Annotated in this window: 17 protein-coding genes and 1 pseudogene; 9 read left to right on the top strand and 9 right to left on the bottom strand. The window is 61.2% G+C overall.

Translation table 11 applies throughout. The annotated features are described in order from the left end of the window. Positions 1-637 precede the first annotated feature (637 nt). The 5 genes from FQ192_RS07495 to FQ192_RS07475 are packed head-to-tail and all read right to left on the bottom strand — an operon-like array spanning position 638 to position 9,030. Complete coding sequence (locus FQ192_RS07495) at positions 638-2,044, bottom strand: ATP-binding protein (RefSeq protein WP_149658024.1); 1,407 nt, start codon at positions 2,042-2,044, stop codon at positions 638-640. Beyond that, entirely contained in the window at positions 2,041-3,852 is a 1,812-nt protein-coding gene (locus FQ192_RS07490; RefSeq protein ID WP_149658023.1) for a DAHL domain-containing protein, read from the bottom strand. The genes FQ192_RS07495 and FQ192_RS07490 overlap by 4 nt, the downstream gene beginning before the upstream one ends. Then, positions 3,849-4,808 carry a cytochrome-c peroxidase gene (locus FQ192_RS07485; RefSeq protein WP_149658022.1) on the bottom strand — a complete coding sequence of 320 codons (960 nt, stop codon included), beginning with the start codon at positions 4,806-4,808 and terminating at the stop codon, positions 3,849-3,851. The genes FQ192_RS07490 and FQ192_RS07485 overlap by 4 nt, the downstream gene beginning before the upstream one ends. A 44-nt stretch (positions 4,809-4,852) precedes the next feature. Beyond that, positions 4,853-6,727, bottom strand: a complete 1,875-nt coding sequence (locus tag FQ192_RS07480; protein WP_149658021.1) for a bifunctional diguanylate cyclase/phosphodiesterase — start codon at positions 6,725-6,727, stop codon at positions 4,853-4,855. After that, positions 6,724-9,030 carry a bifunctional diguanylate cyclase/phosphodiesterase gene (locus tag FQ192_RS07475; protein WP_149658020.1) on the bottom strand — a complete coding sequence of 769 codons (2,307 nt, stop codon included), beginning with the start codon at positions 9,028-9,030 and terminating at the stop codon, positions 6,724-6,726. The genes FQ192_RS07480 and FQ192_RS07475 overlap by 4 nt, the downstream gene beginning before the upstream one ends. Positions 9,031-9,286: 256 nt before the next feature. Here FQ192_RS07475 and FQ192_RS07470 point away from each other — a divergent pair, with 256 nt between their 5' ends. The 4 genes from FQ192_RS07470 (at position 9,287) to FQ192_RS07455 (ending at position 12,431) form a co-directional block, all read left to right on the top strand. After that, entirely contained in the window at positions 9,287-10,648 is a 1,362-nt protein-coding gene (locus tag FQ192_RS07470) for an HD domain-containing phosphohydrolase (protein ID WP_149658019.1), read from the top strand. 190 nt (positions 10,649-10,838) lie between these two features. Further along, complete coding sequence (locus FQ192_RS07465; RefSeq protein ID WP_149658018.1) at positions 10,839-11,261, top strand: NUDIX domain-containing protein; 423 nt, start codon at positions 10,839-10,841, stop codon at positions 11,259-11,261. Between the two features lie 25 nt (positions 11,262-11,286). Next, positions 11,287-11,925: a LysE family translocator gene (locus FQ192_RS07460; protein ID WP_149658017.1), complete on the top strand. Its 639-nt coding sequence runs from the start codon at positions 11,287-11,289 to the stop codon at positions 11,923-11,925. Between the two features lie 2 nt (positions 11,926-11,927). After that, a complete protein-coding gene (locus tag FQ192_RS07455) occupies positions 11,928-12,431 on the top strand; it encodes a GNAT family N-acetyltransferase (RefSeq protein WP_149658016.1) in 504 nt (167 codons plus the stop codon). 135 nt (positions 12,432-12,566) lie between these two features. Here the strand turns inward: FQ192_RS07455 and metR are convergent, their stop codons facing one another. Next, the gene (gene metR, locus FQ192_RS07450) at positions 12,567-13,484 is read right to left on the bottom strand and encodes a transcriptional regulator MetR (protein WP_123515140.1); all 918 of its coding nucleotides are present in this window, start codon (positions 13,482-13,484) and stop codon (positions 12,567-12,569) included. A 107-nt stretch (positions 13,485-13,591) separates the two neighbouring features. On the opposite strand from metR, the gene metE reads away from it, so the two are divergent. Beyond that, entirely contained in the window at positions 13,592-15,904 is a 2,313-nt protein-coding gene (metE, locus tag FQ192_RS07445; RefSeq protein WP_149658015.1) for a 5-methyltetrahydropteroyltriglutamate--homocysteine S-methyltransferase, read from the top strand. A gap of 65 nt (positions 15,905-15,969) precedes the next feature. Here the strand turns inward: metE and FQ192_RS07440 are convergent, their stop codons facing one another. After that, the gene (locus FQ192_RS07440; RefSeq protein ID WP_149658014.1) at positions 15,970-19,251 is read right to left on the bottom strand and encodes a hypothetical protein; all 3,282 of its coding nucleotides are present in this window, start codon (positions 19,249-19,251) and stop codon (positions 15,970-15,972) included. A 265-nt stretch (positions 19,252-19,516) separates the two neighbouring features. Between FQ192_RS07440 and FQ192_RS07435 the strand changes: the two genes are divergently transcribed. The 4 genes from FQ192_RS07435 (at position 19,517) to FQ192_RS07420 (ending at position 23,444) form a co-directional block, all read left to right on the top strand. Further along, on the top strand, positions 19,517-20,536 hold the full coding sequence (locus FQ192_RS07435; RefSeq protein WP_149658013.1) for an alpha/beta fold hydrolase: 1,020 nt from the start codon (positions 19,517-19,519) through the stop codon (positions 20,534-20,536). Positions 20,537-21,068: 532 nt separating this feature from the next. Next, positions 21,069-21,734 carry a DsbA family oxidoreductase gene (locus tag FQ192_RS07430; RefSeq protein ID WP_149658012.1) on the top strand — a complete coding sequence of 222 codons (666 nt, stop codon included), beginning with the start codon at positions 21,069-21,071 and terminating at the stop codon, positions 21,732-21,734. Between the two features lie 109 nt (positions 21,735-21,843). Further along, the gene (locus FQ192_RS07425; protein ID WP_149658011.1) at positions 21,844-22,539 is read left to right on the top strand and encodes a hypothetical protein; all 696 of its coding nucleotides are present in this window, start codon (positions 21,844-21,846) and stop codon (positions 22,537-22,539) included. Continuing rightward, positions 22,536-23,444 carry a hypothetical protein gene (locus FQ192_RS07420; protein WP_149658010.1) on the top strand — a complete coding sequence of 303 codons (909 nt, stop codon included), beginning with the start codon at positions 22,536-22,538 and terminating at the stop codon, positions 23,442-23,444. The genes FQ192_RS07425 and FQ192_RS07420 overlap by 4 nt, the downstream gene beginning before the upstream one ends. Positions 23,445-23,602: 158 nt before the next feature. On the opposite strand, the pseudogene FQ192_RS07410 reads toward FQ192_RS07420, so the two are convergent. Together FQ192_RS07410 and FQ192_RS07405 are read right to left on the bottom strand one after the other, a co-directional pair. Beyond that, positions 23,603-24,996: pseudogene (locus FQ192_RS07410) on the bottom strand (sigma-54-dependent transcriptional regulator). After that, the gene (locus tag FQ192_RS07405; RefSeq protein WP_149658008.1) at positions 24,986-26,755 is read right to left on the bottom strand and encodes an ATP-binding protein; all 1,770 of its coding nucleotides are present in this window, start codon (positions 26,753-26,755) and stop codon (positions 24,986-24,988) included. Before FQ192_RS07405 ends, FQ192_RS07410 begins: the two are co-directional and overlap by 11 nt. Between the last annotated feature and the right edge of the window lie 59 nt (positions 26,756-26,814).

Raw genomic sequence — 26,814 nt, 5'->3', positions numbered from 1 at the left:
CGGCGGTATGTCAGTCAACATTGATGTTGAATGTGCAGCCGTCTTCGCGGGCAAGCCTCGCTCCTACAGGGGCTGGTGTTCAGCTTGCCAGTTTGGTCTGGCGCACCGGCAGTTCGACGCGGAAGGTTGTGCCCGTCCCGACGATGCTGCGCACGGAAATATCCCCGTGGTGCTTTTTCACGATCCCGTACCCGTAGGAGCAAAGCTTGCTCGCGAAGGCGTCGGGTCTGACACACCGCGTCATCGTTCTTCGCGAGCAAGCGTTGCTCCTACGGTGACGGCGGTATGTCAGTCAACATTGATGTTGAATGTGCAGCCGTCTTCGCGGGCAAGCCTCGCTCCTACGGGGGGCTGGTGTTCAGCTTGCCAGTTTGGTCTGGCGCACCGGCAGTTCGACGCGGAAGGTTGTGCCCGTCCCGACGACGCTGCGCACGGAAATATCCCCATGATGTTTTTTCACGATCCCGTACCCGTAGGAGCGAAGCTTGCTCGCGAAGGCGTCGGGTCTGACACACCGCGTCATCGTTCTTCGCGAGCAAGCTTTGCTCCTACGGTGACGGCGGTATGTCAGTCAACATTGATGTTGAATGTGCAGCCGTCTTCGCGGGCAAGCCTCGCTCCTACAGGGGGGGGGTGTTCAGCTTGCCAGTTTGGTCTGGCGCACCGGCAGTTCGACGCGGAAGGTTGTGCCCGTCCCGACGATGCTGCGCACGGAAATATCCCCGTGATGTTTTTTCACGATCCCGTACGACAGCGACAGCCCGAGCCCGGTGCCCTGGCCAATCGGTTTGGTGGTGAAGAACGGGTCGAAGATTTTCTGCAAGGTCTGCGGCTCGATGCCCGAGCCGGTGTCGGCGACTTCGATCCACACGGTTTCACCCGCCATCCCGGTGCTCAGGGTGATAGTGCCGCGTTCCGCCCCGATGGCCTGGGAGGCGTTGACGATCAGGTTCATGATCACCTGGTTGATTTGCGACGGCAGGCACTCGATTTCCGGCAGCACCTGATAGGCCTTTACCACGTCGGCCTTGTACTTGAGTTCGTTGGCGACGATGTTCAGGGTCGAGTCGATGCCCTGATGCAGGTTGGCCCACTGCCATTCCTGGTTCGAGTCCACCCGGGAAAAGTCCTTCAGGTCCTTGACGATCTGCCCGACGCGGCTGATGCCGTCCTTGGACTCCTTGATCAGCAGCGGAATGTCCTCGCGCAGGAACTCCAGCTCGATGCGTTCGCGCAGCACGCCCAATCGCTCCATCACCTCGGTTGAAGTAATCGCCTGTTCGGCACTGCGATAGGCGTCGAGCATTTCCTGCAGTTGCTTGAAGTAGCCTTCCAGGCATCCGAGGTTGGAGGAAATGAAGCCGATGGGGTTGTTGATTTCATGGGCGACGCCGGCGGCCAGTTGCCCCAGCGAGGCGAGTTTTTCCGATTGCACCAGTTGCGACTCAAGCTGTTTGCGCTCGTCGATTTCCCGCTGCAAGGCTCCGCTGGCCTGTTTGAACTCCGTCGTGCGCTGGTCCACCAGGTGCTCCAGGTGGTGCATTTGTACCGAGGCCCGTTCGGTCATGTCCCACTTGGTCAACAGGGTATTGGCCATCTGCTGCACTTCAATATTGTCGAACGGTTTTTTCAGGATCAGCAGCCGGTCATGGGCCTGCAGACGGTCGAGCAGTTCATCCCACGAGTAATCGGAATAAGCGGTGCACACCACCACTTGCAGGCGCGGGTCTTGCTGCCACAAGTGTTCGATGGTCTGCGCGCCGTCCCAGCCATCGGGCATGCGCATGTCGACGAAGGCCATGGCGTAGGGACGGTTTTCCTTCATGGCGAACTTGAGTTTGCCCAGGCCTTCCTGGCCGCCGAAGGCCGAGTCCAGTTCGAACAGGGCGCTGGCGGATTTGACTTCGGCGCCGAACAGCGCCACTTCCATCTCATCCAGTTCCACGTGTTGCACCGGGTTCGGGGTGAGGATCTTGCGAAAGTCGACATGAATGGACGGTGTGTCATCGATCAACAAAATGCGTCGATTCGAGAGTTCGCTCATGCGTCACCTGCTACGGTTTTCAAAGGGATCTGCAGCGTGAACTGTGCGCCTTTGCCCGGTCCGTCGCTATGGGCGGTGAGGTGGCCGTTCATCTCGATGGCGGCCAGGGCACAACTGTGCAGGCCGAAACCATGGCCTTCCTTGCGGGTGGTAAAGCCGTGGGCAAAGATTCGCGTCATGTTTTCCTTGGGGATGCCTTCACCATCATCCTTGACGCTGACTTGAAGAACGCTGTCGTCGACGATTTTCACCCCAAGGGTCATCTGTCGTGGACGGTCGCTGAGGTCAGACATCGCGTATTTGGCGTTGCTGATCAGGTTGATCAGGATCAGCAGCAAGCGGTGTTTGTCACCCATGACCCGGGGGACTTCGCCGTATTCCTTGACCACCGTGACGTGGTGTCGGGTCAGGGCGCCGGAGTTCATGCGCAGGGCGTCCTCCAGCAATTCGCTGATGTGCACCGGCTCCATCAGGCTGTTGGCGCCGGCGTAGGACTGCTGCGTGGCGACGATGTCCTTGATGTGGTCCACGCTTTTGGTCAGCTGCGCCAGTTCGTCGGTCATGCCCTGTTGTTCGAGGGCAATGGCGTCCACCAGTTGATTGAGGTAGCCGGGGAGCAATTTGCCTTTGGCATCCTCGGTCAGAAAGCTGCCCAGGTCCGCAGCGTGTTCGTTGATCAGTTGCATCGCCTTGCCCAGCCCCAGGGCCTTGCTGCCGCGCAGTCTGCGGGTGACCAGGTCGGCGGAGATGTTCACGCTGTTGAGCACGTTGCCGACGTTGTGCAACACGTTGGTGGCGATCTCGGCCATGCCGGCCTGGCGCGCGGTGTCGAGCAGTTCGCTCTGGGTATCGCGCAGTTCCCGGGTGCGTTCTTCGACCCGCAGTTCCAGGTCGTCGTTAGCGGTTTGCAGCGCTTTGTTAACGCGGCTGATTTCGGTGTAGCTGCGCATCAGCCGAATCGCCAGGTACACCAGCACCAGCACCAACAGCACGGAAAACACCAGCATGTAGAAGTGATAGCGCTGATACACCGCATCGGACTGCTGCTGGTCGTCGTTGAGCAAACCGGTGATGTCGTCCAGCCGTTCGGCCACGGGGATGGCTTCGATGTTTTCCAGCAGGCGGTTGACGATCGGTTGCTCCCGCAGGATCAGCGCGATGTGATTGCTCAAAATGTCGATGGGGCTGTGGAACGGTTCTGGCAACCGCAGTTTGTTCACCCCCAGTTTGTTCAGGCCGACCAGGATGTCAGCGGCCTTGTCGTCCGAGGTCACTTGCGCGAATTCGAGTGCGCTGAGCAGCAAGTCATAGGTGTCGGTGGCGATGTTCTGCAGTTGCAGTTGGTCGCCATCCACTACTTGGGCCAAGGGTTGCTGAATGTCGTCCTCGGCTGTGGGCAAAAACGCCAACGAGTTGCGCAGTACCGCGTTGTGGGACTTGAACTGCTCCACCAGTCGGGTTTTTTCCTGGATGGCGGCCAGGTAGGCATCGTGGCTGTCCTTCCACGCGGGCGAGTCCTTGCGCCCATGGCTCGATTCCATGTTTTCGAACCGCTCCCACAACTGCGTCATCTCGGTCAGGGGTGTGACCAGTGGATCGTAGTTGTGATTGAGGGTGATCCGCGCCTTGAGAATCTCGGTTTCCCATTGCGCGTTGAGTTGTTTCATCCGCCCGATCAAGTCCCGGGAGTCGGTGTAGGCCGAGGTCTGGTCGGAACTCGATTTGAGGTACAGGAACAACAGAATCGAGGCCAGGGCCAGGGCCACCAGGCTGAGCAGCGCCAGGCTGCGACGGCGGGACATTTTCATAATGGCTTGCCCTCCCATTCACCGGTCAGGGTCTTGAGGAACAGGATGATCAGGGCCTTGTCGTCATTCGAGGGCACGCGGCCGAGCTGGTACTTGAACATCACATCCACCGCCTCTTCGAGGGTTTTCGCCGAGCCGTCGTGGAAGTACGGCGCGGTCACGGCGACGTTGCGCAGGCTCGGGACCTTGAACACATTGCGGTCCTCCTCATCCTTGGTCACCAGGTAGCGTCCCAGGTCGGTTTCGGTGGGGTTGCCCCGGGCCTGGAAGTAATCGCCCATGACCCCGAATTTCTGGAACATGTTGCCGCCGATATTCACCCCTTGATGGCAGGAAATGCAGCCGTACTCCTTGAAGCGCTGATAGCCGTACTTTTCTTCGAGGGTGAGGATGTCGGTATTGCCTTGCAGGTATTGATCGAAGCGCGAATTGGCGCTGACCAGCGTGCGCTCGTAGCTGGCCAGGGCGTTTTGCACATTGCCCATGGTCACGCCGTCCGGGTAGGCGCTGGCGAACGCGGCGTGGTAGGTCGGGTCGGCGCTCAGGGTTTGCACCACGTGCTCCCAGTTGCTGCCCATTTCGCTGGGGCTCTGCACCACTTCGTGGACCTGGGCTTCCAGGGTGGCGGCACGGCCATTCCAGAACTGGCGGAAGTTGAGGGAGGCGTTGAGCACGCTCGGGGTGTTGATGGCCACCGGTTGGCCGTTGAAGCCGATGGAGAACTGTTTGTTATCGGCGCCACCACTTTCCAGGCGATGACACCCGGCGCAGGACACGCTGTTGTTGACCGACAGGCGCGGCTCATTGAATAACTGGCGACCGAGTTCGACCCGCAAGGGATTCTGCTGCGGCACGGGAGGTAACGGTTTGAGCGGTTCGTTCAGCGGTGCGCCGCTGGCGCTCAGGCAGATCGCCAACGCAAACACCGCAACGGCAAAGGCAGGGTTGGACGACATCGAATAATTCCTTGGCGGTTGGCCTGGGTGTGGTCGTGCGTCGCTCATGTCTGGGCTGAAGGCAGCGGCTTCACCAACATCAAATAATGCGCAAAAGCATCCGGCGCCACGGCTTTGCTGAAGTAGTAACCCTGGCCTTCCTCGCAGTGGTGGGCCTTGAGGAAATCCAGTTGTTCGAGGGTTTCGATGCCTTCGGCGATCACCGTCAGCTTGAGGCTCTTGCCCAAACTGATGATGGCGCTGACCAGGGCGGCGTCGCTGCTGTCCCGGCTCAGGCCGCGGATGAATGACTGGTCGATTTTCAGCACATCAATGGGAAACCGGCGCAGATAACTGAGGCTGGAATAACCGGTGCCGAAGTCATCGATGGCCAGGCGCACGCCCAGGGCCTTGATCCGGTTCAGAGCGGTCACGGTGGCGTCGACGTTCTGCATCAACACGCCTTCGGTGATCTCCAGTTCGAGCAAGGTCGGGTCCATCCCGGTCTGCTTGAGGATCAGCTCGATGCTCTCGACAAAGTCGCGCTGGCGGAAATCGATGGCTGACACGTTCACCGAAATGCAGATTTTCGGCAGCCCGGCGGTCTTCCAGATACACGCCTGGCGACAGGCCTGGGCCATCACCCATTTGGTCAGCGGCACAATCAAACCGCTGTCTTCGGCCACCGCGATAAAGTCCGAGGGATAGACCCAGCCTTGTCCCGGTTTTTTCCAGCGGATCAGCGCTTCGGCGCCCACCACCTGGCCACTGCCCAGGTCCATTTTCGGTTGGTAGTGCAGGACAAATTCGTTGCGCTCCAGGGCCAGCCGAATCCCCGACTCAATGCTCTGCTGCTCCCGGGCACGCTGGTTCATTTCGTCGATGAAAAAGCTGAAATCGTTCGGGCCGTTTTCCTTGACGTTGCGCATCGCGGTTTCGGCTTTCTTGATCAGCACGATGGCATCGAGGCCGTCCTCGGGGTAGATGCTGATCCCCAGGCTGGCGGTCACACTCAGGTCGTGGCCGGCAATGTGTTGCGGCGCGCGGATCGCGTTCAGCAGTTTTTCCGCGATGCCCTTGGTCTGCTGCGGGTGGCGGATATCGGCCAGGATCACCACGAACTCGTCGGAGCCGTAGCGAAACACCGAATCGGATTCACGCACCGTGGCCACCAGGCTCTGGCCGACGCGTTTGAGCATCTCGTCGCCGGCCGGGTGCCCCAGGGCATTGTTGATGCGCTTGAAGCGGTCGAGGCCGAGAAACATCACCGCCAGTTGTTTGTCATGGCGCCGGGACAGGGCCAGGGACTGGTTCAGCCGATCGCCGAGCAAGGTGCTGTTGGGCAACTCGGTGAGGATGTCGTATTGCAACAGGTGCGAGACCTTGAGCAGCTCATGCACCCGGGCCTCGATGGTCTGCTCCAGGCTCAGGACTTTCATCGCCGCGTCCTGGGCCATCTGCCATTTCCAGGTCAGGGCGCTGGCCATCTGGCGGATTTCCAGGCTGTCGAAGGGTTTTTTCAGCACCAGTAGCTGATCGCCGAATTCGAGCCGTTCGGCCATGGCTTCCCAGCTGTAATCCGAATACGCGGTGCACAGGGCGATTTGCAGGCTGGGATCGGCCTTCCACAACTCTTCGATGGTTTCCAGCCCGTCCCAACCCGGCGGCATGCGCATGTCGGTGAACGCCAGGGCATACGGGCGACCTTCGGCCCGGGCTCGCTTGACCAGTTCCAGGGCTTCCTGGCCCTGGTAGGCGGAATCGAGCTGAAAGGTCAGGCGGTCCGGTTGCAGCGTGCCGAACAACGCTTCCTCGGTGCCGGCCAGGATCTGTTCTTCTTCCGCGTCGGGGTCGAGGATCTTGCGGAAATCCAGATGGATCGACGGTGTGTCATCAATGATCAGGATGCGCCGGTTGGTCCGCACGAAGGGTGTCTTCATCCGTTGTCCTCCGTGGACCGCGGCAAGTTGCCCGAGGTCGGGCCGGTTTCGCTGCCCGAGGGCATGATGCTCCCGGCTTTCAGCAGTTCGGCGGCTTGTTGGCTGCTGACCGCTTTGCTGAAGAAATACCCTTGGGCGTTCATCGGCGAACCTGTGGCCATCAGCGAACTGCGTTGCTCCTGGGTTTCGACACCTTCGGCAATGATTCCGATCCCTACGTCACGGGCGAAATTGATAATCGCCCGCAACGTGTTCGCGCTCGCCGGGTCCTGGGCGGCGGTGTCAATAAAGGCCTGGGCCAGTTTCAGGTGGTTGACCTGGTAAGTCTTGAGGTAATCGAACGAAGAATATTCAGTGCCGAAGTCGTCAATGGCGATCTTCACCCCCAGCTCCCGCAGGCGCGGCAGCACATCGTTGTGGGTCCATTTGGTCTGGGCCAGGGTCGCTTCGGTGACGTCGAAGCGCAGGTCCCAGGGGCACAGTTCCCAACGCGCGGTGGTGCGCAGCACGTCGTAGATCAGTTCGGGGCCGCTCTTGAGCTGGGCCAGGGACAGCTTGATCGCAATCACCGGCGGCGCCATGCCTTCGTCGCGCCACTGGCGCATCTGCTGGCAGGCGTGGTCCAGCACCCAATGGCCGAGGGCGACGATGGTCCCGGTTTTTTCCGCCGCCGGCAGGAACGCCGGGCCTTCGAGCAAGCCGCGGGTGGGGTGGTTCCAGCTGACCTGGGCTTCCATGCCGAGGATCTTGCCGGTGCTCAGGTCGACTTCGGGCCAGTAATGCAGCTCCAATTCTTCGTTGTCGATGGCGGTTTTCAGGTCGCTGGCGATGGTCATGCGCTCGACCACTTCCTGATTGATCTCCTCGGAATGGAAGTGGTACTGATTGCGGCCCTGCTCCTTGGAACGATAGAGCGCCATGTCGGCCTGGGTCAGCAGGCTGTCCGCACTGAGCATGTCCGGGGTGCAGCTGCTGATGCCGATGCTGACCGACGCCCGCACATCGTTGCCGCCCAGGGAGTAGGGCTGCACCAGCGCATCGCGGACCTTCACCGCAAGTGCCGCAGACTGGGTAGGGTCGCTGACATCGAGTTGCAGGATCGCGAACTCGTCACCGCCCAGGCGCGCGACTACGTCGTTCTCGCGCACGCAGGCCTTGATCCGCCGGGCGACTTCTTGCAGCAACAGGTCGCCCACCGGGTGGCCGAGGGTGTCGTTGATGCGCTTGAAGTGGTCCAGGTCCAGGTAAAAAATCGCAAACGCGGTGGCGCCCCGACGATTGGCGGCGAACGCCTGGTGCAGGCGTTCGATCAGGGTCGCGCGGTTGGCCAGCCCGGTCAGCCCGTCGGTGCGGGCGAGCAGGGCGATTTTCTCTTCGGCGAGCCGGCGTTCGGTGATGTCGAGGATGATGCCTTCGACTTCCAGCAAGCGACCTTCGGCGTCACGCACCGGGATGTAGCGGTTCTCGACCCAGCGCCAGGCACCGTCGCCGGTGCGCATGCGGAACTCAATGGACGCGCCCTCGGCATGCCGGTCCAGCACCCGCTCCATGGCGATGTCGACCTTGGACAGGTCGTCCGGGTGAATCAGCTCCTTGGACCAATTGGCCGACGCCACCAGTTTGGCCGCGGTGTGCCCGTACTTGGTGATGTTGTGGGAGATGTACATCAGCGGGAACGACGGCTCGCCGCGCAGTCGATAGAGGATGGTCGGGCTGTTTTGCACAATGATGTTGGCATCGGACAGCTCCAGGGTGCGTTCTTCGACGGCTTGTTCGAGCAGCGACATTTTCAGCGCCGCGTCTTCGGTCATCTGCCATTTGGCGGTCAGCGCACTGGCCATCTGGCGGATTTCAATGGCATCGAAGGGTTTTTTCAGGATCAACAGGCGATCGCCCAGCTCCAGGCGTTCGTCGATGTCTTCCCAGGAATAGTCGGAATACGCGGTGCACAGCGCCACTTGCAGCTTGGGGTCGACCTGCCACAGCCGTTGGATGGTTTCCAGGCCGTCCCAGCCCGGTGGCATGCGCATGTCGATGAAGGCCATGGCGTAGGGCATGTCGTTGGCCAACGCCGTTTCGACCATGTCCAGGGCTTCGAGGCCCTGAAAGGCCGATTCGAGGGTAAAGCTTTGCAGCGTGATGGCCGCCGTTGATCCGAAAAGCGCCCGTTCAGTGTTGTCCAGGTCGTCGTCTTCAATCGACTGCGGGCTGAGGATCTTCGCGAAATCCTGATGGATAGAAGCGGTATCGTCGACGATGAGGATTCGCCGGTTAGTCCGTGCCAGGAGCGCATTCATAGGCATGAGCCCTGGGCGACAGCAGTTCGAAACGGTCTGTTCATAGGGGCATCCTTTCCCTGATCACCTGGCCGAACGGTTGCAGATTGTGGATCCGAGTGACCTGAGCATAGTCCTTTGTCCGGAGTTCGCTTGGGGGAATGGAATGAATGAGTTGCGGGCAGTGTCTGAAAATCATCTAGCCTGTAGCTCAGGCTCCGGCAAGAGTGGATGTTTGCCGGGGGCTGACACGCGATAGGCCCGTTTCACTCGAGGTGACGCCATGGAAGAGCAACTCCCTACGACTTTGACCGATAAACCCAAGGTGTTGCTGGTCGACGACGAGGAATCAATCCTCAGCAGCCTGCGCCGGCTGTTACGCGGCCAGCCCTATGACGTATTGCTGGCCACCAGTGGCGCCCAGGCCCTGGAAATCATGGCGCAACAGCCCATTGACCTGGTGATGAGCGACGCGCGCATGCCCAATATGGATGGCGCCACGTTGCTGGCGCACATCCATCAGCTGTACCCGGCGACCACGCGCATCCTGCTCACCGGCTACGCCGACCTGCCGACGATCATCAAGGCCATCAACGACGGGCAGATCCACCGTTACATCAGCAAGCCGTGGAATGACGAGGAACTGCAACTGACCTTGCGCCAGGCCCTGGAGCACCATCATTCCGAAAGCGAACGCCGGCGCCTGGTGCAATTGACCCGGCAGCAGAACGATCAACTGAAAAGCCTCAATTCCACCCTGGAAAAACACGTCGCCGCGCGTACTTCCGAGCTGCAACAGACCGCCGACATGCTCGACCTGGCCTATGAAGAGCTCAAACACAGCTATGTCACCGGCACCGAGGTGTTCTCGTTGCTGGCCAACCTGCGCCTGCCGCCGGCCAAGCAGACCAACCGCCAGATCATCGAACTGGTGCGGGTGTACTGCAAACTCCACGGCCTGGACGAAGGCACCAGCCGCGACCTGACCATGGCCGCTGCGCTCTACAACATCGGCAAGCTGAGCTGGACTGACAGCATGATGATCACGCCGTCGGACATGCTGCATCACCTTGATCGCGACCGTTATCGCGAGTATCCGAAGCAGAGCGAGTCGCTGCTGATGACCCTCGACCCGATGAAGGACGCCGCCCGTCTGATCCTGCACCACCAGGAACGCTGGGACGGCAGCGGCTTTCCGGACCGGCTCAAGGGTGAGGCGATTCCGCTGGGTTCGCGGTTGCTGAAACTGGCAGTGGATTTCATCGAATTGCAGCGCGGGTTGATCCTTGAGCGGCAGATGAACAGCGACGAAGCGCTGGTGTATATCCGCAGCTATGCCGGGCGGCTCTACGATCCCGAATTGGTCGAGGATTTCATTCAGGTCTGTTCCGCGTACCTCAGTGACGTGACGCTGGCCGACCCATCGGTCAAAGTGCTGACCACCCGCGACTTGGCGCCGGGCATGATCCTGGCGCGCAACCTCAACGCCGACAACGGCATGTTGTTGCTCAATGCCGGCAAAGTGCTGAACGGGCCGCTGGTGGATAAATTGATTGCCTTTGAAACCATGGAAGGCGCCAAGTACAGCGTATTCGTGAAAATCCCTGAGGAAGTGGAAGCGTTGTTGGAGCGTGAAACCTCGTAGGCGTCTGCCTGACATAAAACCTGTGGCGAGGGGGCTTGCCTGTGGCGAGGGAGCTTGCTCCCGCTGGACTGCGAAGCAGTCCCCCTGCTTTTTGGGGCCGCTTCGCAGCCCAGCGGGAGCAAGCTCCCTCGCCACAGGCAAGCCTTGCTCCTACAGGTTATGCTTTTGGCCTTTTTACCGAGGCCAATCCATGTCCACGTCCCCCCGCATCATCCACATCGCCGCCGCCCTGCTGATCGGTCCCGACGGCCGTACCTTGCTGGTCCGCAAACGTGGCACCGAAGCCTTCATGCAACCCGGCGGCAAGATCGAGCCCCATGAGCGACCGGCCCACGCCTTGGCCCGGGAGCTGGAAGAAGAACTGGGCCTGGTCATCGACCCGGCGCACGCCGCTTTTCTGGGCCAGTTCTCGGCGCCGGCCGCCAACGAACCGGGCTTTGTCGTCCAGGCCGAACTCTTTCTGCTGACCATCGACGCAGACGTCCGCCCGGCGGCCGAAATCGAAGAGGTGCGCTGGATCGACCCGGCCACCGACGGCCAACTCACGCTGGCGCCATTGACACGGGACGTGATCCTGCCGTTTTATCGAGCCTCGTTGACCGCGATCGCCTGATCAAGACAAGACCAAGGACTGCCCCATGATCCCGCTTCAAGACTGGCTGATCTTCGCCGCCGCCGCGTTGCTGATGGTACTGACGCCGGGGCCGAACATGATTTACCTGATCTCCCGTTCGATCTGTCAGGGGCGCAAGGCCGGAGTGACCTCGTTGCTCGGTGTGGTGGCGGGGTTCTTTGTGCATCTGTTCGCGGCGGCGGCCGGTTTGACGGCGGTGTTCCTGGCGGTGCCGATGGCGTATGAAGTGCTGAAATGGGCCGGCGCCCTGTACCTGGTGTGGCTGGCCTGGCAGGCAGTCAAACCCGGCGCGCGCTCACCGTTCGAGGCCCAGCAACTGCCGCCGGATTCGTCGCGCAAACTGATCACCATGGGCTTTCTGACCAGTGCCCTGAACCCGAAGATCGCGGTGTTCTACCTCTCGGTATTCCCGCAATTCATCAGCCCGGAACACGGCTCGGTGTTTACCCAGAGCATCATCCTCGGGCTGACTCAGATCAGCGTGAGTTTCTGCGTCAACCTGCTGATTGCCGTGTTCGCGGCGGGCATCGCCGCGTGGTTCGTCAACAACCCGACCTGGCTGGCGGTGCAGCGCTATTTCATGGGTTTCGTGTTGGCGGCGCTGGCAGTGCGGCTGATGCTTGAGCAACGCAGGACGGCATGACCATGTGGATTGAACGACTGGATGCCAGCCATGCCCTGGACTATCGGGCGCTGATGCTCGAAGCCTACGACCTGCACCCGCAAGCCTTCACCTCCAGCGTGCGCGAACGCGCCGTCATGCCGCTGAGTTGGTGGGAATCAAGGCTGACCGGCAAGCTGGACGTGGTGTTCGGCGCCTTCGAGGACGGCCAGTTGGCAGGCATCGTCGGCCTGGCCTTCGAACCCCGGGAAAAGGCCCGGCACAAGGCAACGTTGTTCGGCATGTACGTGTCCGGCAAGGTCCGCCAGCGTGGCGTGGGGTTTGAACTGGTGCAGGCGGCGTTGGCCGAGGCGCAGAACCATCCCGGATTGAGGTTGATTCAATTGACCGTGACGGCGGGTAATGAAGCGGCGTTCAAGCTGTACCAGCGTTGCGGCTTCATCCAGTACGGGCTGGAGCCACTGGCGGTGCGGGTCGGCGAGGACTACTTCGACAAAATCCACATGTGGCGCGAGATCACCCCCTGATCTCCGGCGGGCGGGCTGTTGTGGCGAGGGGGCTTGCCCCCGTTGGGCCGCGAAGCGGCCCCAAAAAGCATGGGAGTGCTGCGCACTCTTACGGGGGCAAGCCCCCTCGCCACAAGGGTAGTGTTGTGTGATGGTTCAGCGAACGGCGCTGACGCCGTCGAGGGTCGAGAACGACGTGTCCTTCGCCGTCAGCAAAAAATCGCGCATGTACGGCGCATCCAGCATGTCCGCGCGAATCCCCGCGTACAGCGTCGCAAACAAACCTTTCTCGCCCAGGCGCTTGGCCTTCACGTAACCCCGTGAGCTGTATTCATGCAGCGCCCAATGGGGCATGCCGCACACGCCGCGACCGCTGGCTACCAATTGCATCATCATCACCGTCAGTTCCGAGGTGCGGACCTGGGCCGGTTCGACGTCGGCCGGCTCCAGGAAACGGGTGAAGATGTCCAGGCGATCGCGCTCCACCGGGTAGGTGATCAAGGTCTCGGTGAGCAAATCTTCCGGGACGATGTAGGCCTTGTTGGCCAAGCGGTGCTGATTGGCCACCGCAAGCATCGCTTCATAGGTGAACAGCGGCACGTAAGTGATCCCGGCCAGTTCCAGCGGATCGGAGGTCACCACCAGATCCAGATCGCCGCGAGCCAGGGCCGGCAGCGGGGCGAAGGAGAAACCCGAAGCCAGATCGAGTTCGACTTCCGGCCAGGCGTCGCGGAACTGGTCGATGGTCGGCATCAGCCACTGGAAGCAACTGTGGCATTCGATGGCCATGTGCAAACGTCCGGCAGTGCCGCCGGCCAGCCGCGCGATATCCCGTTCGGCGCCACGCAGCAGCGGCAGGGTGGCATCGGCCAGTTGCAGCAGGCGCAGACCGGCGCTGGTGAAGCGCACTGGTTTGGTCTTGCGCACGAACAGCGGCATGCCCATGCGCTCCTCCAATTCCTTGAACTGGTGGGACAGGGCGGACTGGGTCAGGTGCAGGCGGTCGGCCGCATCCACCAGGCTATCGGCTTCGCGCAAGGCGTGCAGGGTCTTCAGGTGACGGATTTCAAGCACCGTGGGCTCCATGAGGAAAACTTGTGATCAACACGAAAAGGTTGAGTTTGTCTCATGTTGGCCTGGGTGTCGACAATAGGGCCATCTTTTACAAGGAGAACTTCACCATGGCTCTGGCCCACACACTTGGTTTCCCGCGCATCGGCGCTGACCGCGAACTGAAAAAAGCCCTCGAATCCTACTGGAAGGGCGATCTCGATCAGGACGCGTTGAAAGCCGTCGGCCGCCAATTGCGCGCCACCCACTGGCAGTTGCAGAAAGACGCCGGCATCGACCTGCTGCCGGTCGGTGATTTCGCCTGGTACGACCAGGTGCTGAGCCATTCCCTGGCCTTCGGCGTGGTGCCCGAGCGTTTCGACAGCACCCTGGACGCCGGCGGCCAGCCGAGCCTCGACACCCTGTTCGCCATGGCCCGTGGCGCGACCACCGCCTGCTGCGGCGGCGAACACCGCACAGCGCAATACGCCCAAGAGCTGACCAAGTGGTTCGACACCAACTACCACTATCTGGTCCCGGAATTCAGTGCTGACCAACCATTCAAGCTGAGCTGGGAGCAGCTGTTCGACGAAGTCGCCGAAGCCAAGGCCCTGGGCCACAACGTCAAACCGGTGATCATCGGCCCGCTGACTTACCTGTGGCTGGGCAAGGCCAAAGGCAACGACTTCGACAAACTCGACCTGCTGGAACGCCTGCTGCCGGTCTACAACGAAATCCTCGGTCGCCTCGCCGAACAAGGCGTGGAATGGGTGCAGATCGACGAACCGATCCTGACCCTCGACCTGCCCCAAGCCTGGAAAAGTGCCTTCGAACGCGCCTATCACATCCTTCAATACTCGCCGCTGAAAAAACTGGTCGCGACCTACTTCAGCGGTCTGGAAGACAACCTCGGCCTGGCCGTCAGCCTGCCGGTGCAAGGCCTGCACATCGATACGGTGCGGGCGCCGGAGCAACTGGGCCAGGTGCTGGATCGCCTGCCGACCTACAAGATTCTTTCGGTGGGCCTGGTCAACGGGCGCAACGTCTGGCGCTGCGAACTGGAGCAAGTGCTGGCGCAACTGCAACCGGCCCAAGAGCGTTTTGGCGACAACCTGTGGGTCAGCAGTTCCTGCTCGTTGCTGCACAGCCCGGTGGATCTGGCGCGTGAAGACAAACTCGATCCTGAGCTCAAATCCTGGCTGGCCTTCGCCGTGCAAAAGTGCGGTGAAATCGCCGTGCTGCGTGATGCCTTGAACAGCCCGCAATCGCCCAAAGTGCAAGCCGCTTTGGCCGAGAGCCGCGCGATCCAGGCCAGCCGCGCGCAATCGCCACGCATCCATAAAGCCGAAGTCCAGGCGCGCATCGCCGCGGTCGGCGCCCAGGACAGCCAACGGCATTCGCCGTTCGCAAAACGCATTGAACAGCAACGGGCACGCCTGCAACTGCCGGCGTTCCCGACCACCACCATCGGCTCGTTCCCGCAGACCGGTTCCATCCGTCTCGCGCGCCAGGCGTTCAAGCAAGGCAAGTTGTCGGCCAACGATTACACCGACGCCATGCACAGCGAAATCCGCCACGCGGTGCAAGTCCAGGAACGCCTGGGCCTGGACGTGCTGGTGCACGGTGAAGCCGAGCGCAACGACATGGTCGAGTACTTCGCCGAGCAACTGGACGGCTACCTGTTTACCCGGTTCGGCTGGGTCCAGAGCTATGGTTCGCGCTGCGTGAAACCGGCGATCATCTACGGCGACCTCAGCCGCCCGAACGCCATGACCGTCGACTGGATCACCTACGCCCAGAGCCTGACCGACAAGGTCATGAAAGGCATGCTCACCGGTCCTGTGACCATGCTGATGTGGTCGTTCCCGCGCGAAGACGTGTCGCGCAAAGTCCAGGCGCAACAACTGGCCCTGGCCCTGCGCGACGAAGTGACGGACCTGGAAAAAGCCGGGATCAAGATCGTGCAGATCGACGAAGCCGCGTTCCGCGAAGGCTTGCCGCTACGTCGGGCGCAATGGCAGGAATACCTCGACTGGGCGGTGGAAGCGTTCCGTCTGACGGCCAGCGGTGTGCGCGACGAAACCCAGATCCACACCCACATGTGCTACAGCGAATTCAACGACGTGATCAAGGCGATTGCCGACATGGACGCCGACGTGATCACCATTGAAACCTCGCGCTCGGACATGGAATTGCTGGAAGCCTTCGAAGCCTTCGACTACCCGAATGACATCGGCCCGGGCGTCTACGACATCCACTCGCCACGGGTGCCGGACACGGCGCAGATGGTCAAATTGATGAGCAAAGCGGTGAAGCGCATTCCGGCGGAGCGCTTGTGGGTCAACCCGGATTGCGGCTTGAAGACCCGGGCCTGGCCGGAGACCGAAGCGGCGCTGGTGAACATGGTCGCGGCCGCAAGGCAGTTGCGCAGTCAGTTGGCCTGAGCTGATTGTTCCCACGCTCCGCCTGGAAACCCGCTGACCGCAGGCCGGTCAGCGGGTTTTTGGCCTTAGTTCATCCGCAGAATCTGGATCCACGCAATGATGTAGTCATTGCCGGTGCCGGTGGCCAGCTCGTTGGAAATGCACAGTCGGTCGTTTGGGGTGCGCGGGATGAAGTCCAAGGTGTAGTGGCGCATTTCGGCATGGTTGATGGTCAGGTTTGCAGTGGCGCGTTCATCGGTGTTCCATTTCAAGACGGGGACTGTGTACAGTTCCGGGTATCGCGCGACGTTGACCGTGAACGTGTAAGTCTTGCCCGGCGTCAGATTGTCGTAATCCTTGTAAAGGACGACCCCCTTCGAGGTATGGGTGTTGGTGTTGTTGAACAGCACGTATTGGCTGACCGGTTTGTGGACGAAGAAGCTAAGGTCATTAGGCCCAACCGCTGGCCCCTTCTGCCAGTAGTTGTAGTTCGGGTGGTAGAAGTTTGTAATGTCGAGCACCAGCCCTTCCTGCACTGTGAACGCGCGTGTCCCGGAGACCAGGTCGCTACCATCCGTGGTTCTTGCGATGAGGTTATGGGTGGCTACGCTGAAGGTGCGCTCCGTAATGGTCCAGACCCCGCTGTCATTGACCCTGAACCGACCCAGGGAAATGTTGTTATCCATCACCTCTACCTCTGACCCTGCATCGGCCGTGCCGCTGATACTCAGGGCGCGGTAATACGTCGTTGCTCGATCAGCAACCACCGCGTCGCCAGCCGTGACGCTGGTGATTTCCGGTGTTTCATTCGCGTCATTCACGGTGAGCGTCAACTCCCGTGATGGCAGCTGCCGGGTGCCCCGGATAAACAGGTAACTCACGATCACCACCCGGCCTCTGTTGGCCCGGATAAACGCTGTGTCCAGTGGAAAATCGGCCAGACCGTTGTCGTCCAATTCCACCGGGGCGAACGTCGGGGAACCGGCCCCGGGGGCGCCGCGAACAATCAATTGGACCTCATCGCCCGGACGGAACCCCGGAACGACGACCCGCCCCCTGGACCCTTGCGGGTTGTCTTTGGGCTCAAGCACGCCGCCCGGTGCGACGATCACCACGGGGGGAGGCAAGTCCGGTATGCCGACGCCAATGACCCGCGCGTTGGCAATTTTCGAGTCGGCAACGTGTGCGCCGTTTCTGGATTGCACATAACGACCGGTCACCCTTCGTCCGCTGATGACCAGGTGATTGGGCACCTCCAGTATCAGCGGCGAGGGGGTGCCCAACTGGCCGCGCACGGTCTCCGAAAATGTGTAGTCACGATCGGGAGGGCTGCTGTAGGCGGCTTCGATCTTGTCGCCAATCGCAAACTGCGGGGCGGCGGCTCTGATCAGCATGATCAGATTCTTGCCGGCCATCGACTCCAGGTCGATAAGGGTGTAGTCCATGTCGTCCAAGTTGTCGAAAAACACCGGAGCCGGACGCCGCGCCCCAGCGATATCGACATCAATAACGATATGTGCCGAGTACGGATCGGTCGGATCCGGGCCGTTGGTGATCTGGTCGTGTACGGTGTACTGGAGCAAAAAATCCGGACTGTCGCCGGCATTCTTGAAGTCTTGCGCCGTCAACAGGCGCTTGATGCAGATGGGCGCGCTGACACCGAACTCCCTGGCCTCGCTCGGCAAGACCTTGAAATGCAGCGTCGAGGTCCCCATTAGCAGCTCGATGTCGTCATGAGCCCGGCAGTACGGGTAACAAAAGCTTACTTCGACATCCTGCACCGCCCGAGCGGCATCCAGGCCATTGTCGATGATGTCCTGGGGCAATTTCAGTTGCAGTTCCGAGTGTCCTGGCTCGGTGTCGAGGTCTTTGTTACCGGGGCGGATTTCGTTGTACAGGATGCTTAATGGCGGATCGGAACGGGCAGGGTTTCCGCTGACCCGGCTGACCATGGCGACCAGGAAGTTGACGGCCTGCGGGTTGAGCAGATGATTGGGGATTTTCATCAGGTGCCGGGCATTCTCTTGGCCTGTTCCAACGATGAGGGTGTCGCAAATGCTGCCGTTGAGAATCAGGTCGATGACATCCAGTTCCGCCCCGTCGACCAGGGGGTCGATGATGACCAGGGCGCCATTCGGGTCCCGGTCATCGTAAATCCTGATCGAGACCCCGCAGTGCGCCCCGACCACAGGCTCTGTACTTCCCTGGACAATCGGCACATCGATCCTCAAGACACCGTTTTCGGGTGCGCTGAGTGCGCTGGCGAAGGTGTCGGCTTCCGGCTGAGGCTGCGCCTCACGGATCCTGCGGGTGTTACCCACGATGAGTATTTCCCGCGAAGGTAATGAGTGCGTGTCGCCGTTGCTGTCAGTGCGGGTAAAGGAAAGCCGGGCGCTGCCGCCGGCCAGGACCTGGACATCGGCGTTGGCAATCTTGAAAACCAGCGCCGATGGGGTCTTGAGGGTTTGTGTTTCGGTGAGCACGTGTGACACGCCTGTACGGTCCAGCCCTAACCAGAAAAGCGTCAGCGTATCGCCTGGGGCAAAGTCTTGCGTATCGAGACTGATATCGAGCCCCTGGCTCCCCAGTTGGCTCAGGTATAGGGTGTCCTGCTCGTCAACGCCCGCCACGCTTGGCGGTGCAGACTCGTTGGCTTCGCCCTGAATCGTGATTGATCGGCCCAGTGAGTGATCCGTGGCGCTGTTACCGACGGCATCGACAATCCTGTAGTACAGCACGCCATCGCCAGCACCGTTCTCGGCCAGAGTGTCTTTAGGCAGGATAAGGGTCAGGGCCTTTCCAACCTCATCGGCTTTCACGTTATGGGTTGTGGCGAACACGCCGCACACCAGCGTCACCACATCGCCACGGCACATGTTTTCGTAGGGGGCAATCGTGACCGGTACATCCTCCAGGCCGCTCAGCAGGGTCGAGCTGAGCTCCGGAGCCGCCAACAGTTGATGCCCCGGCGCGTCCGGGTCTGGATCGATGCCGCCGGGCAAACGGGTTTTGACCAGCACCTTCAACGGCACGGACCACTCGATATTCACTCGGTAAGTCACGCTGATCTCCCCTTCGGGGATCAGCTTGGCCGGGATGTACTGGATGATCGGCGCGCCCGCGTAATCTTCCTTGACCGGCAGCACCAGGACCAGGCGCTCGTCGATATACACCAACACATTGTCGCCGGGTTTGATCGAGTCCGAATTGATGCTGACCTGCAATCCAGGCGCTTTGACCATGGCCTGATTGACGCCCGGGATCGCTTCATCGACAACGGGCAGCGCTGCCGGAATATCAATCGGCGGGCGCTGGCGGACGTTGGGACTGGGGAACGCAGGCTCTTGGTTACGGTTATCAGTGCTCATGATCCGGGCTCCGGTGGCGGGCGCATAAGTTGCAATGGGTACAGGGCTGATTGGATGCTTCCAGGCGGGACGTGGCTACTGTCAGAAATAACAGGTAGCGGGTGGTTTCCGATAAATGGTCATTGCCTTGGCGCAGGGGGGGCGCAATCAGCGCTCATGACCGCTGGGCAATCTTCATCAAACTGTCACGCAACTGTGGCAGCGCGCTTGAACAAACTTCATCAGACTCGCGCTCTACTGGGGTTCTGCGTTTCGGTGTTTTTCAATGCGTGTATTTCTATTCCTGGCGGCGCTGCTTTTCAGCCTGCCGTCCTTTGCGGCCTCGCGTTGCGACGTCAATGTCCCGACTGAACATGTCGACCTGGACCAGGTCAGCCTGGCGTACCAGAGCATCGGCCGTGCCTCCGACCCCGCGTTGCTGCTGGTGATGGGCCTGGGCGGACAATTGATCCACTGGCCCGACGAGGTGGTGGTTGCCTTGTGTCAGCAGGGCTTTCGGGTGATTCGCTACGACAACCGCGATGTCGGGTTGTCGACCTGGCGCCAGGCCCCGGCCGACGCCAACCTGACCTTCGAAGTGCTGCGCTACAAACTCGGTTTGCCGGTGGCGGCGCCGTACACGTTGACGGACATGGCCGAGGACGCGCTGGGGCTGATGGATGCGCTGCACGTCGAGCAATTCCACGTGCTGGGCGCGAGCATGGGCGGGATGATCGCCCAGCACATGGCGGCCATGGCGCCACAACGGGTCGAGAGCCTGACGCTGATCATGACCAGTTCCGGGGCCGAAGGCTTGCCGGCGCCGAGCGCGGCGCTGGTGCAGTTGCTGTCGCGTCGGGGCGCGCCGAACCGCGAGGTGGCGCTGGAGCAACAAGCCGATTTGCTCGCGGCCCTGAGCAGCCCGTCGGTGAGTGATGATCGACAGGTGTTGTTGCAGCAAGCGGCGGCCTCGTATGACCGGGCGTTCAACCCTGAGGGTGTGAAACGCCAGATCATGGCGATCCTCGCCGAACCGAGCCGCGTGGCGTTGCTCAATCAGTTGCGTGTGCCGACCCTGGTGGTGCACGGCACGGCGGATCCGCTGTTGCCGGTGATGCACGGCGTGCACCTGGCGGCGCATATTCGCGGCAGTCAGTTGAAACTGATTCCGGGCATGGCCCATCGTTTCCAGGAAGCTTTCAAGGAACCGCTGCTGGCGGCGGTGTTGCCGTACCTGCAAACCCACCGCGAAGACACCTCGCACTGGGCGCAGATCGAGCCGGTGGCCACCCCCAATCTCCTGTAACCCGCCAATCCCCTGTAGGAGCTTGCTCGCGAAAGCGGTGTGTCAGCCAACATCCATGGTGAATGTGCTGGCCTCTTCGCGAGCAAGCTTTGCTCCTACAGGGAGGCGGTGTGTCAGCCAACATCCATGTTGAATGTTCTGGCCTCTTCGCGAGCAAGCTCTGCTCCTACAGGGAGGCGGTGTGTCAGCCAACATCCATGTTGAATGTGCTGGCCTCTTCGCGAGCAAGCTTTGCTCCTACAGGGAGGCGGTGTGTCAGCCAACATCCATGGTGAATATGCTGGCCTCTTCGCGAGCAAGCTTTGCTCCTACAGGGAGGCGGTGTGTCAGCCAACATCCATGGTGAATGTGCTGGCCTCTTCGCGAGCAAGCTCTGCTCCTACAGGGAGGCGGTGTGTCAGCCAACATCCATGGTGAATGTGATGGCGTCTTCGCGAGCAAGCTTTGCTCCTACAAGGGGAGGGCTGCAGTCCTGGCCCCGTCAGGTGTATTGTTCGAGCTTTGCGGCGCAAAACAGCCTGCGAGGTCTGCGATGAGTAATTCCCTGAAAATCGATTTTGTCAGCGACGTGTCCTGCCCTTGGTGCGTGGTCGGGTTGTATGGCTTGACCAAGGCGCTGGATTTGCTGGGTGACGAAGTGCAGGCCGAGATCCGCTTCCAGCCCTTCGAGCTGAACCCGAACATGGGCCCCGATGGCCAGAACATCACCGAACACATCAGCGAAAAGTACGGCTCGACCCCCGAGCAATCGCAGAAAAATCGCGAGATGATCCGCGCCCGTGGCGCCGAGGTCGGGTTTGCTTTTCGCACCGACGGCAACAGCCGCATCTACAACACCTTCGACGCCCACCGCTTGCTCTACTGGGCCGGGCTGGAAGGGCTGCAATTCAATCTGAAAGAGGCGTTGTTCAAGGCGTACTTCACCGATGGCGGCAATCCTTCCAATCATCAACAACTGGCGCAGATCGCTGAAAGTGTGGGGCTGGATCGGCAGCGGGCCGAGGGGATTCTGGCGTCGGATGAATACACCCGAGAGGTTAAAGAAGAAGAGCAGTTGTGGCTGTCGCGCGGCGTGAGTTCGGTGCCGACGGTGGTGTTCAACGGCCAGTACGCGGTCACGGGCGGGCAACCGGTGGAGACGTTTGTCGGGGCGATCCGGCAGATCATGAATGAGGCCAAAGGCGGAACGGTCAGCTGACTCCAGCCTCGGCAGCGATATGTGACAAAAAAATATCAATGTGCCACTACAGTTGCTGCGATCGCTGCCGACATAGGCAGCATCGTTATCAATCATAGGGACTTGATCCATGACCGTTCACGCTCTACGTACCTGGGCCGCCATCACCTTATTGGCCTGCCTGACCCTCACCGGCTGCGCCCACGTTCAACCTCCCGTACCGCTGGACCACCAATTCTGGGATGCCAAGGAGCCGACTATCGGCGTGGCCATCACCGTGCTGCCGGAGCCGATGCTGGCGTTGACCGGTAATCAGGGGATCCTTGATTACGCCATCAACCGGGGCGTCAACAGCAAGCTCAGCGACACCGTTGAAAAATGGCAAACCCGCGACCTCAATACGCTGCCGGATGTCATCGTCGCCAAGCTGCAGGCCAAGGGTTACAAGGCCAAGCGCATCGACGAGCCGGTCGATCTGCAGAAATACAAGGAAGCCAGTTTCCGCGAAGGCTATACCGTGCGCGATCTGACGCCGATCAAAGCGGCTTACGGTGTCGATCGCCTGCTGTTGGTCAACGTCTTCACCACCGGCGCCACCCGCAGCTACTACAGCATCGTGCCGACCAGCGTACCGATGGCCCAAGTGAGCGGGCAGGGCATGGTGGTCGATCTGGCCGACAACAAACTGCTGTGGTTCCAGCCTTTCGCCGCGGTGCAAGCCGCCCAGGGCGAGTGGGATGAGCCGACCTACAGCAACCTGTCCAATGCCTTCTACCAGGCGATGGACAATAGCCGTCAACAAATGATCACCCCGTTCGCCCAATGAAACGTTCGGGCGTGGCCGCTGCCGCGCTGGCGTTGCTGACGCTGGCCGGTTGTGCGCAGAAACCGGGCCCCGAGCCCGGTTTCAAGGATCAGGGCGCGTTGTCTTACGTCCAGGCCCACGGGCTCAAGGTCGATGTGCAACTGCTGCCAGCGTTTGTCGGCGCCAGCACGGTGATCGATGCCAAGGCTGCCCAACAAGCGGCGTCGTCGAGTTACAACCTGGTGGCGAGTTCGGGCAACACGGCCGGGCTGGCCGGCTTGCTGGTGGCCAGTGTGATCAATACGCAAATGGGCAGCGGCACGTTGCAGCGCGATGCGGAAAAAACCGCCCTCAACGAGGCGCGGCCGATGGCCGACTTGCTCGGCGGCGTGCCATTGCAGGAACGTTTGCAGCAGCGCTATCAACAGGCGTCGCAAGTGGCCGGGCTCAAGCAGGGCGAAGGGCAGGTCACCGCGCGTTTAGTGATCGAACCGAAACTGATGCTCGGCCCGGATCGCGGCAGTTTTGTGCTGATCAACCAGGTGCAGGTCCAGGACATTGCCGGCTCGGCGCTGTATCGCATGCGCATCGAAGTGGCCAGCCAACCGATCCGGCGTTGCGGCAGTCAGTGCATCGATGACGGCACGCTGGATTTGAGCAAGGTCACGGCGGCGCTCGATGAATGCATCGACGAGTCCATGCGCGTGCTGGCCACCGACCTGATGCAGCCGACCCCACCGCCAGCCGCCCAGGAAACCTTGCGCTATGTCCTCGATGGCCAGCGCGTGGTCGAGCGGGGTTATCAGCTGGCCAACAACGGCAATTATTGGCGTTATCGCAATCTGTACGGGGCGGTGAAGTCAGTGCCGGTGCCGTTTGAAGAGGCGATGAGCCCGACGCAGTTGCGCAAGGTGTATGGGCAGTAGCACGCCGATCAAAGGGCGCTGCATAACCCTGTGGCGAGGGGGCTTGCCCCCGTTGGAGTGCGCAGCACTCCCCCGCTTTTTTAGGTCCGATTCGCAGCCCAACGGGGGCAAGCCCCCTCGCCACAGGCAGCACCGTCTCCACAAGGGCGGCGGTGTGATCAGCGGACGATCTTGTCCACATGAATCCCCAGTTTCTTCAGCCGATACCAGAAGCTGCGCTCGGAAATCCCGATCAGTTGCGCCGCCGCAGCCTGCACACCGTTGCTCTGCTGCAGGGCGGCGAGGATGTAGCTGCGCTCGACTTGCGCCAGCGCCGCTTCCAGGTCCGCCGGCACGCCGTTGTTTTCGATCAGCACACCCGCGTCGGCGGGCCGTGAGGCAAACAGATACGCCGGCAAATCATCCTCTTCAATCACCGAGCCGCTGGCGACAATGGTCGCGCGCTCCACGCAGTTCTGCAGTTCGCGAATATTCCCCGGCCACGAATAGTTGGCCATCGCCTGCAACGCTTCGGCGCTGAACCCGCTAAAGCGTTTACCCGCCGCCGCCCCCAGGGTATTGGCGAAGTGCCGGGCCAGCGGGGCGATGTCTTCGACCCGTTCGCGCAGGGCCGGCAGGGGAATCGGGAACACGTTGAGGCGGTAATACAGGTCTTCGCGAAATTCCTTGTTGGCCACCGCGTCCAGCAGGTTCTTGTTGGTCGCGGCGATCACCCGCACATCGACCTTGCGCTCGCGCGGATCGCCCACGGGCTCGATCACCCGTTCCTGCAAGGCGCGCAAAATCTTGGCCTGCAAGGCCAGCGGCATTTCACCGATTTCATCGAGAAACAGCGTGCCCTTGTCCGCCTGCTGGAAACGCCCGACCCGACCCGATCCGCCACGGCGCCGGTAAACGCGCCTTTGCGATGGCCGAACATTTCGCTTTCCAGCAAGCCCTCGGGGATCGCCGCGCAGTTGACCGCCACGAACGGTTTGTCGGCGCGGTTGCCATGTTTGTGGATGGCCCGGGCGACCATTTCCTTGCCGGTCCCGCTTTCGCCGGTCAGCAGGATGGTGGCGTTGCTTTCGCGCACCGAATCGATCGCTTGCAACACCCGGCGAAAGCTCGGGCTGTCGCCCACCAGGCTGTCGATCTGCTGGTGTTCGTCGAGTTCGGCGCGCATGCGCTGGTTGTCTTTGAGGATGTCGCGAAATTGCAGGGCTTTGCTGACGGTGATGTCCAGTTCGTCGATGTCGAAGGGCTTGGCGATGTAGTCGAAGGCGCCGTTGCGCATCGACTGCACGGCGTTTTTCACCGTGCTATAGGCGGTCATCACGATCACCGGCAGCTGCGGAAAGCGGGTTTTGATTTCCGCCAGCAATTGCGGGCCGTCCATGCCGGGCATGCGCCAGTCGCTGATCACCAGGTCGATGTCCTCGCACTCCAGCACCTTGAGCGCATGCAGGCCATTGCCGGCGGTGAACACGGTGATTTCGTTCTGGCTCAGGGCCGAGGCCAGCAGGTCGCAGAGCTTGGGCTCGTCGTCCACCACCAGTACGTTATGTGTCATCGCTCGCCTCGTCGAAGTCGTCGCCATGGGCCGGAATGTACAGGCTGAAGGTCGCCCCGGCATCTTTTTCACTGGTGCATTCGATGTGCCCGCCATGGTTTTCCATGATCGAAAACACCTTGGCCAGGCCCAGGCCAGTGCCCGAAGCCTTGGTGGTCACGAACGGCGTAAAGATCCGTTCGAGCATGTCCGGTTCGATGCCCTGGCCAGTGTCCGCCACGCGCAGGATGGTGTGGCTGGCGTCACGGCTGATGCTGATCGTCAGGCGTCCGCCGTCGGGCATGGCGTCGATGGCGTTGACGATCAGGTTCAGGCCGGCCTGCTTGAGCTGGCGCGCATCGGCATACAGGGTGGCGCCCGGGGCCTGATCGTCGATCAACACCTCGATGTGGTGGCTGGCCAGTTCCGGGGCGCAGAATCCCACCAGTTCATCCACCAACGGTCGCGCGGCCTGGGTGGTGCGCAGCGGCGCGCTGGGTTTGGCGAAGTCGAGAAAATCGGTGATCAGGTCATTGATGCGGCTGACTTCGCTGACCACGTATTCCAGGTGACGCTTGTCGGTCTCGGGCAAATCGGCGCGCCGGTGCAGCAGTTGCGTGGCGGTCTTGATGATGCCCAGCGGGTTGCGGATTTCATGGGCCAGGCCCATGGCGACTTCGCCCAGCGCATGCAAGCGGTCGCGGCGGCGCAGTTGCGATTCCAGGTGTTGCAACTCGCCGAGGCGTTCGCTCATGTGGTTGAAGGTGCTGCTCAGCTCCGCCAGTTCATCGCCGCCGGTCACCGGCAAGCGCTGGCGATAATCCCCGGCAATCACCGCTTGCACGCCGTTGGACAGCCCGCGCAATGGCTTGGTCAAACGCTGGGATACGAGCCAGCCCACCGCCAGGGACGCCGCCGAACTGAGCAGGAAAATCAGGATGAACAGGTTGCTCTGATTGACCAGTCCCACCAGGCTGGTATGGCGCAGCAGGCCGCTGAAAATCACGCCTTGCAGGTCGCCGTTTTCGTTGAGGATCGGCCGGTAGATGCCGCTGTAGCGACTGGTGAACTGTTCGGTCGGCAGCTTGGTGGTGCGCAGGATCCGTTCGATGTTCTCCGGCACGGCCGCCGGGTGATCCTCGAAACGCTGGCTGGAAAAGATCTCCGAGAAGTCATCGCCCTTGGCCAGGTACAGGCGCAGGTCCAGCGAGTGCACGTCGGAGACGCTGGTCAGGAAGCTGTTGTCGAGGTAGGTGGCAATCACCAGTTTGTAATCGACGCCGTCCTGCTCGGTCTCAAAGGTCGAGACCACCGTGCCGGTCGCCACGCCGCCGATCTGCAAGGTTTGCAACACGGCTTTGGGCGCGGTGCTGATCTGCCGCACGATGTCATCGGCGGCGGTGCTGAACACCACTTTGTGATCGCTGTTGCGCACCAGGGCCACCACGTCGATGCCCATGGAATCGGCGATGTCCGTGGTCAGTCGGTCGTGGCGCACCGATAACCGATCAACCGGTGGCCGCGTATAGCGCAAAAACAACTGCGCGGCCCGGGCGTTGTCCCGCAGGATTTCGCTGATCTCGTCTTCGACGATCTTGGTCGATTCCTGCAGCCAGATGCGCACGTTGCTGTCGAAGATCTGCGACAGCGTGGTGGCTGCCAGCTCGGCGGCAATCATGGTCGGGATCACGCTGACCAGCCAGAAGGCCAGCACCAGTTTGCGTTGCAGGCTCCAGCCGGAGAGGGCGAAGGGTCGGGCGTTGGCGGGTCGTTTGGTCATCGGGTTTCGCTTGTCGAAAGCCATGGCAGGATCAAGGGTGTTGCCTGGTTCAATACAGT

Source organism: Pseudomonas sp. ANT_J12, from assembly GCF_008370045.1.
Lineage (GTDB): Bacteria > Pseudomonadota > Gammaproteobacteria > Pseudomonadales > Pseudomonadaceae > Aquipseudomonas.
The sequence above is the reverse complement of the archived record's forward strand: the minus strand, read 5'-3'. Positions and strand labels throughout refer to the sequence as shown.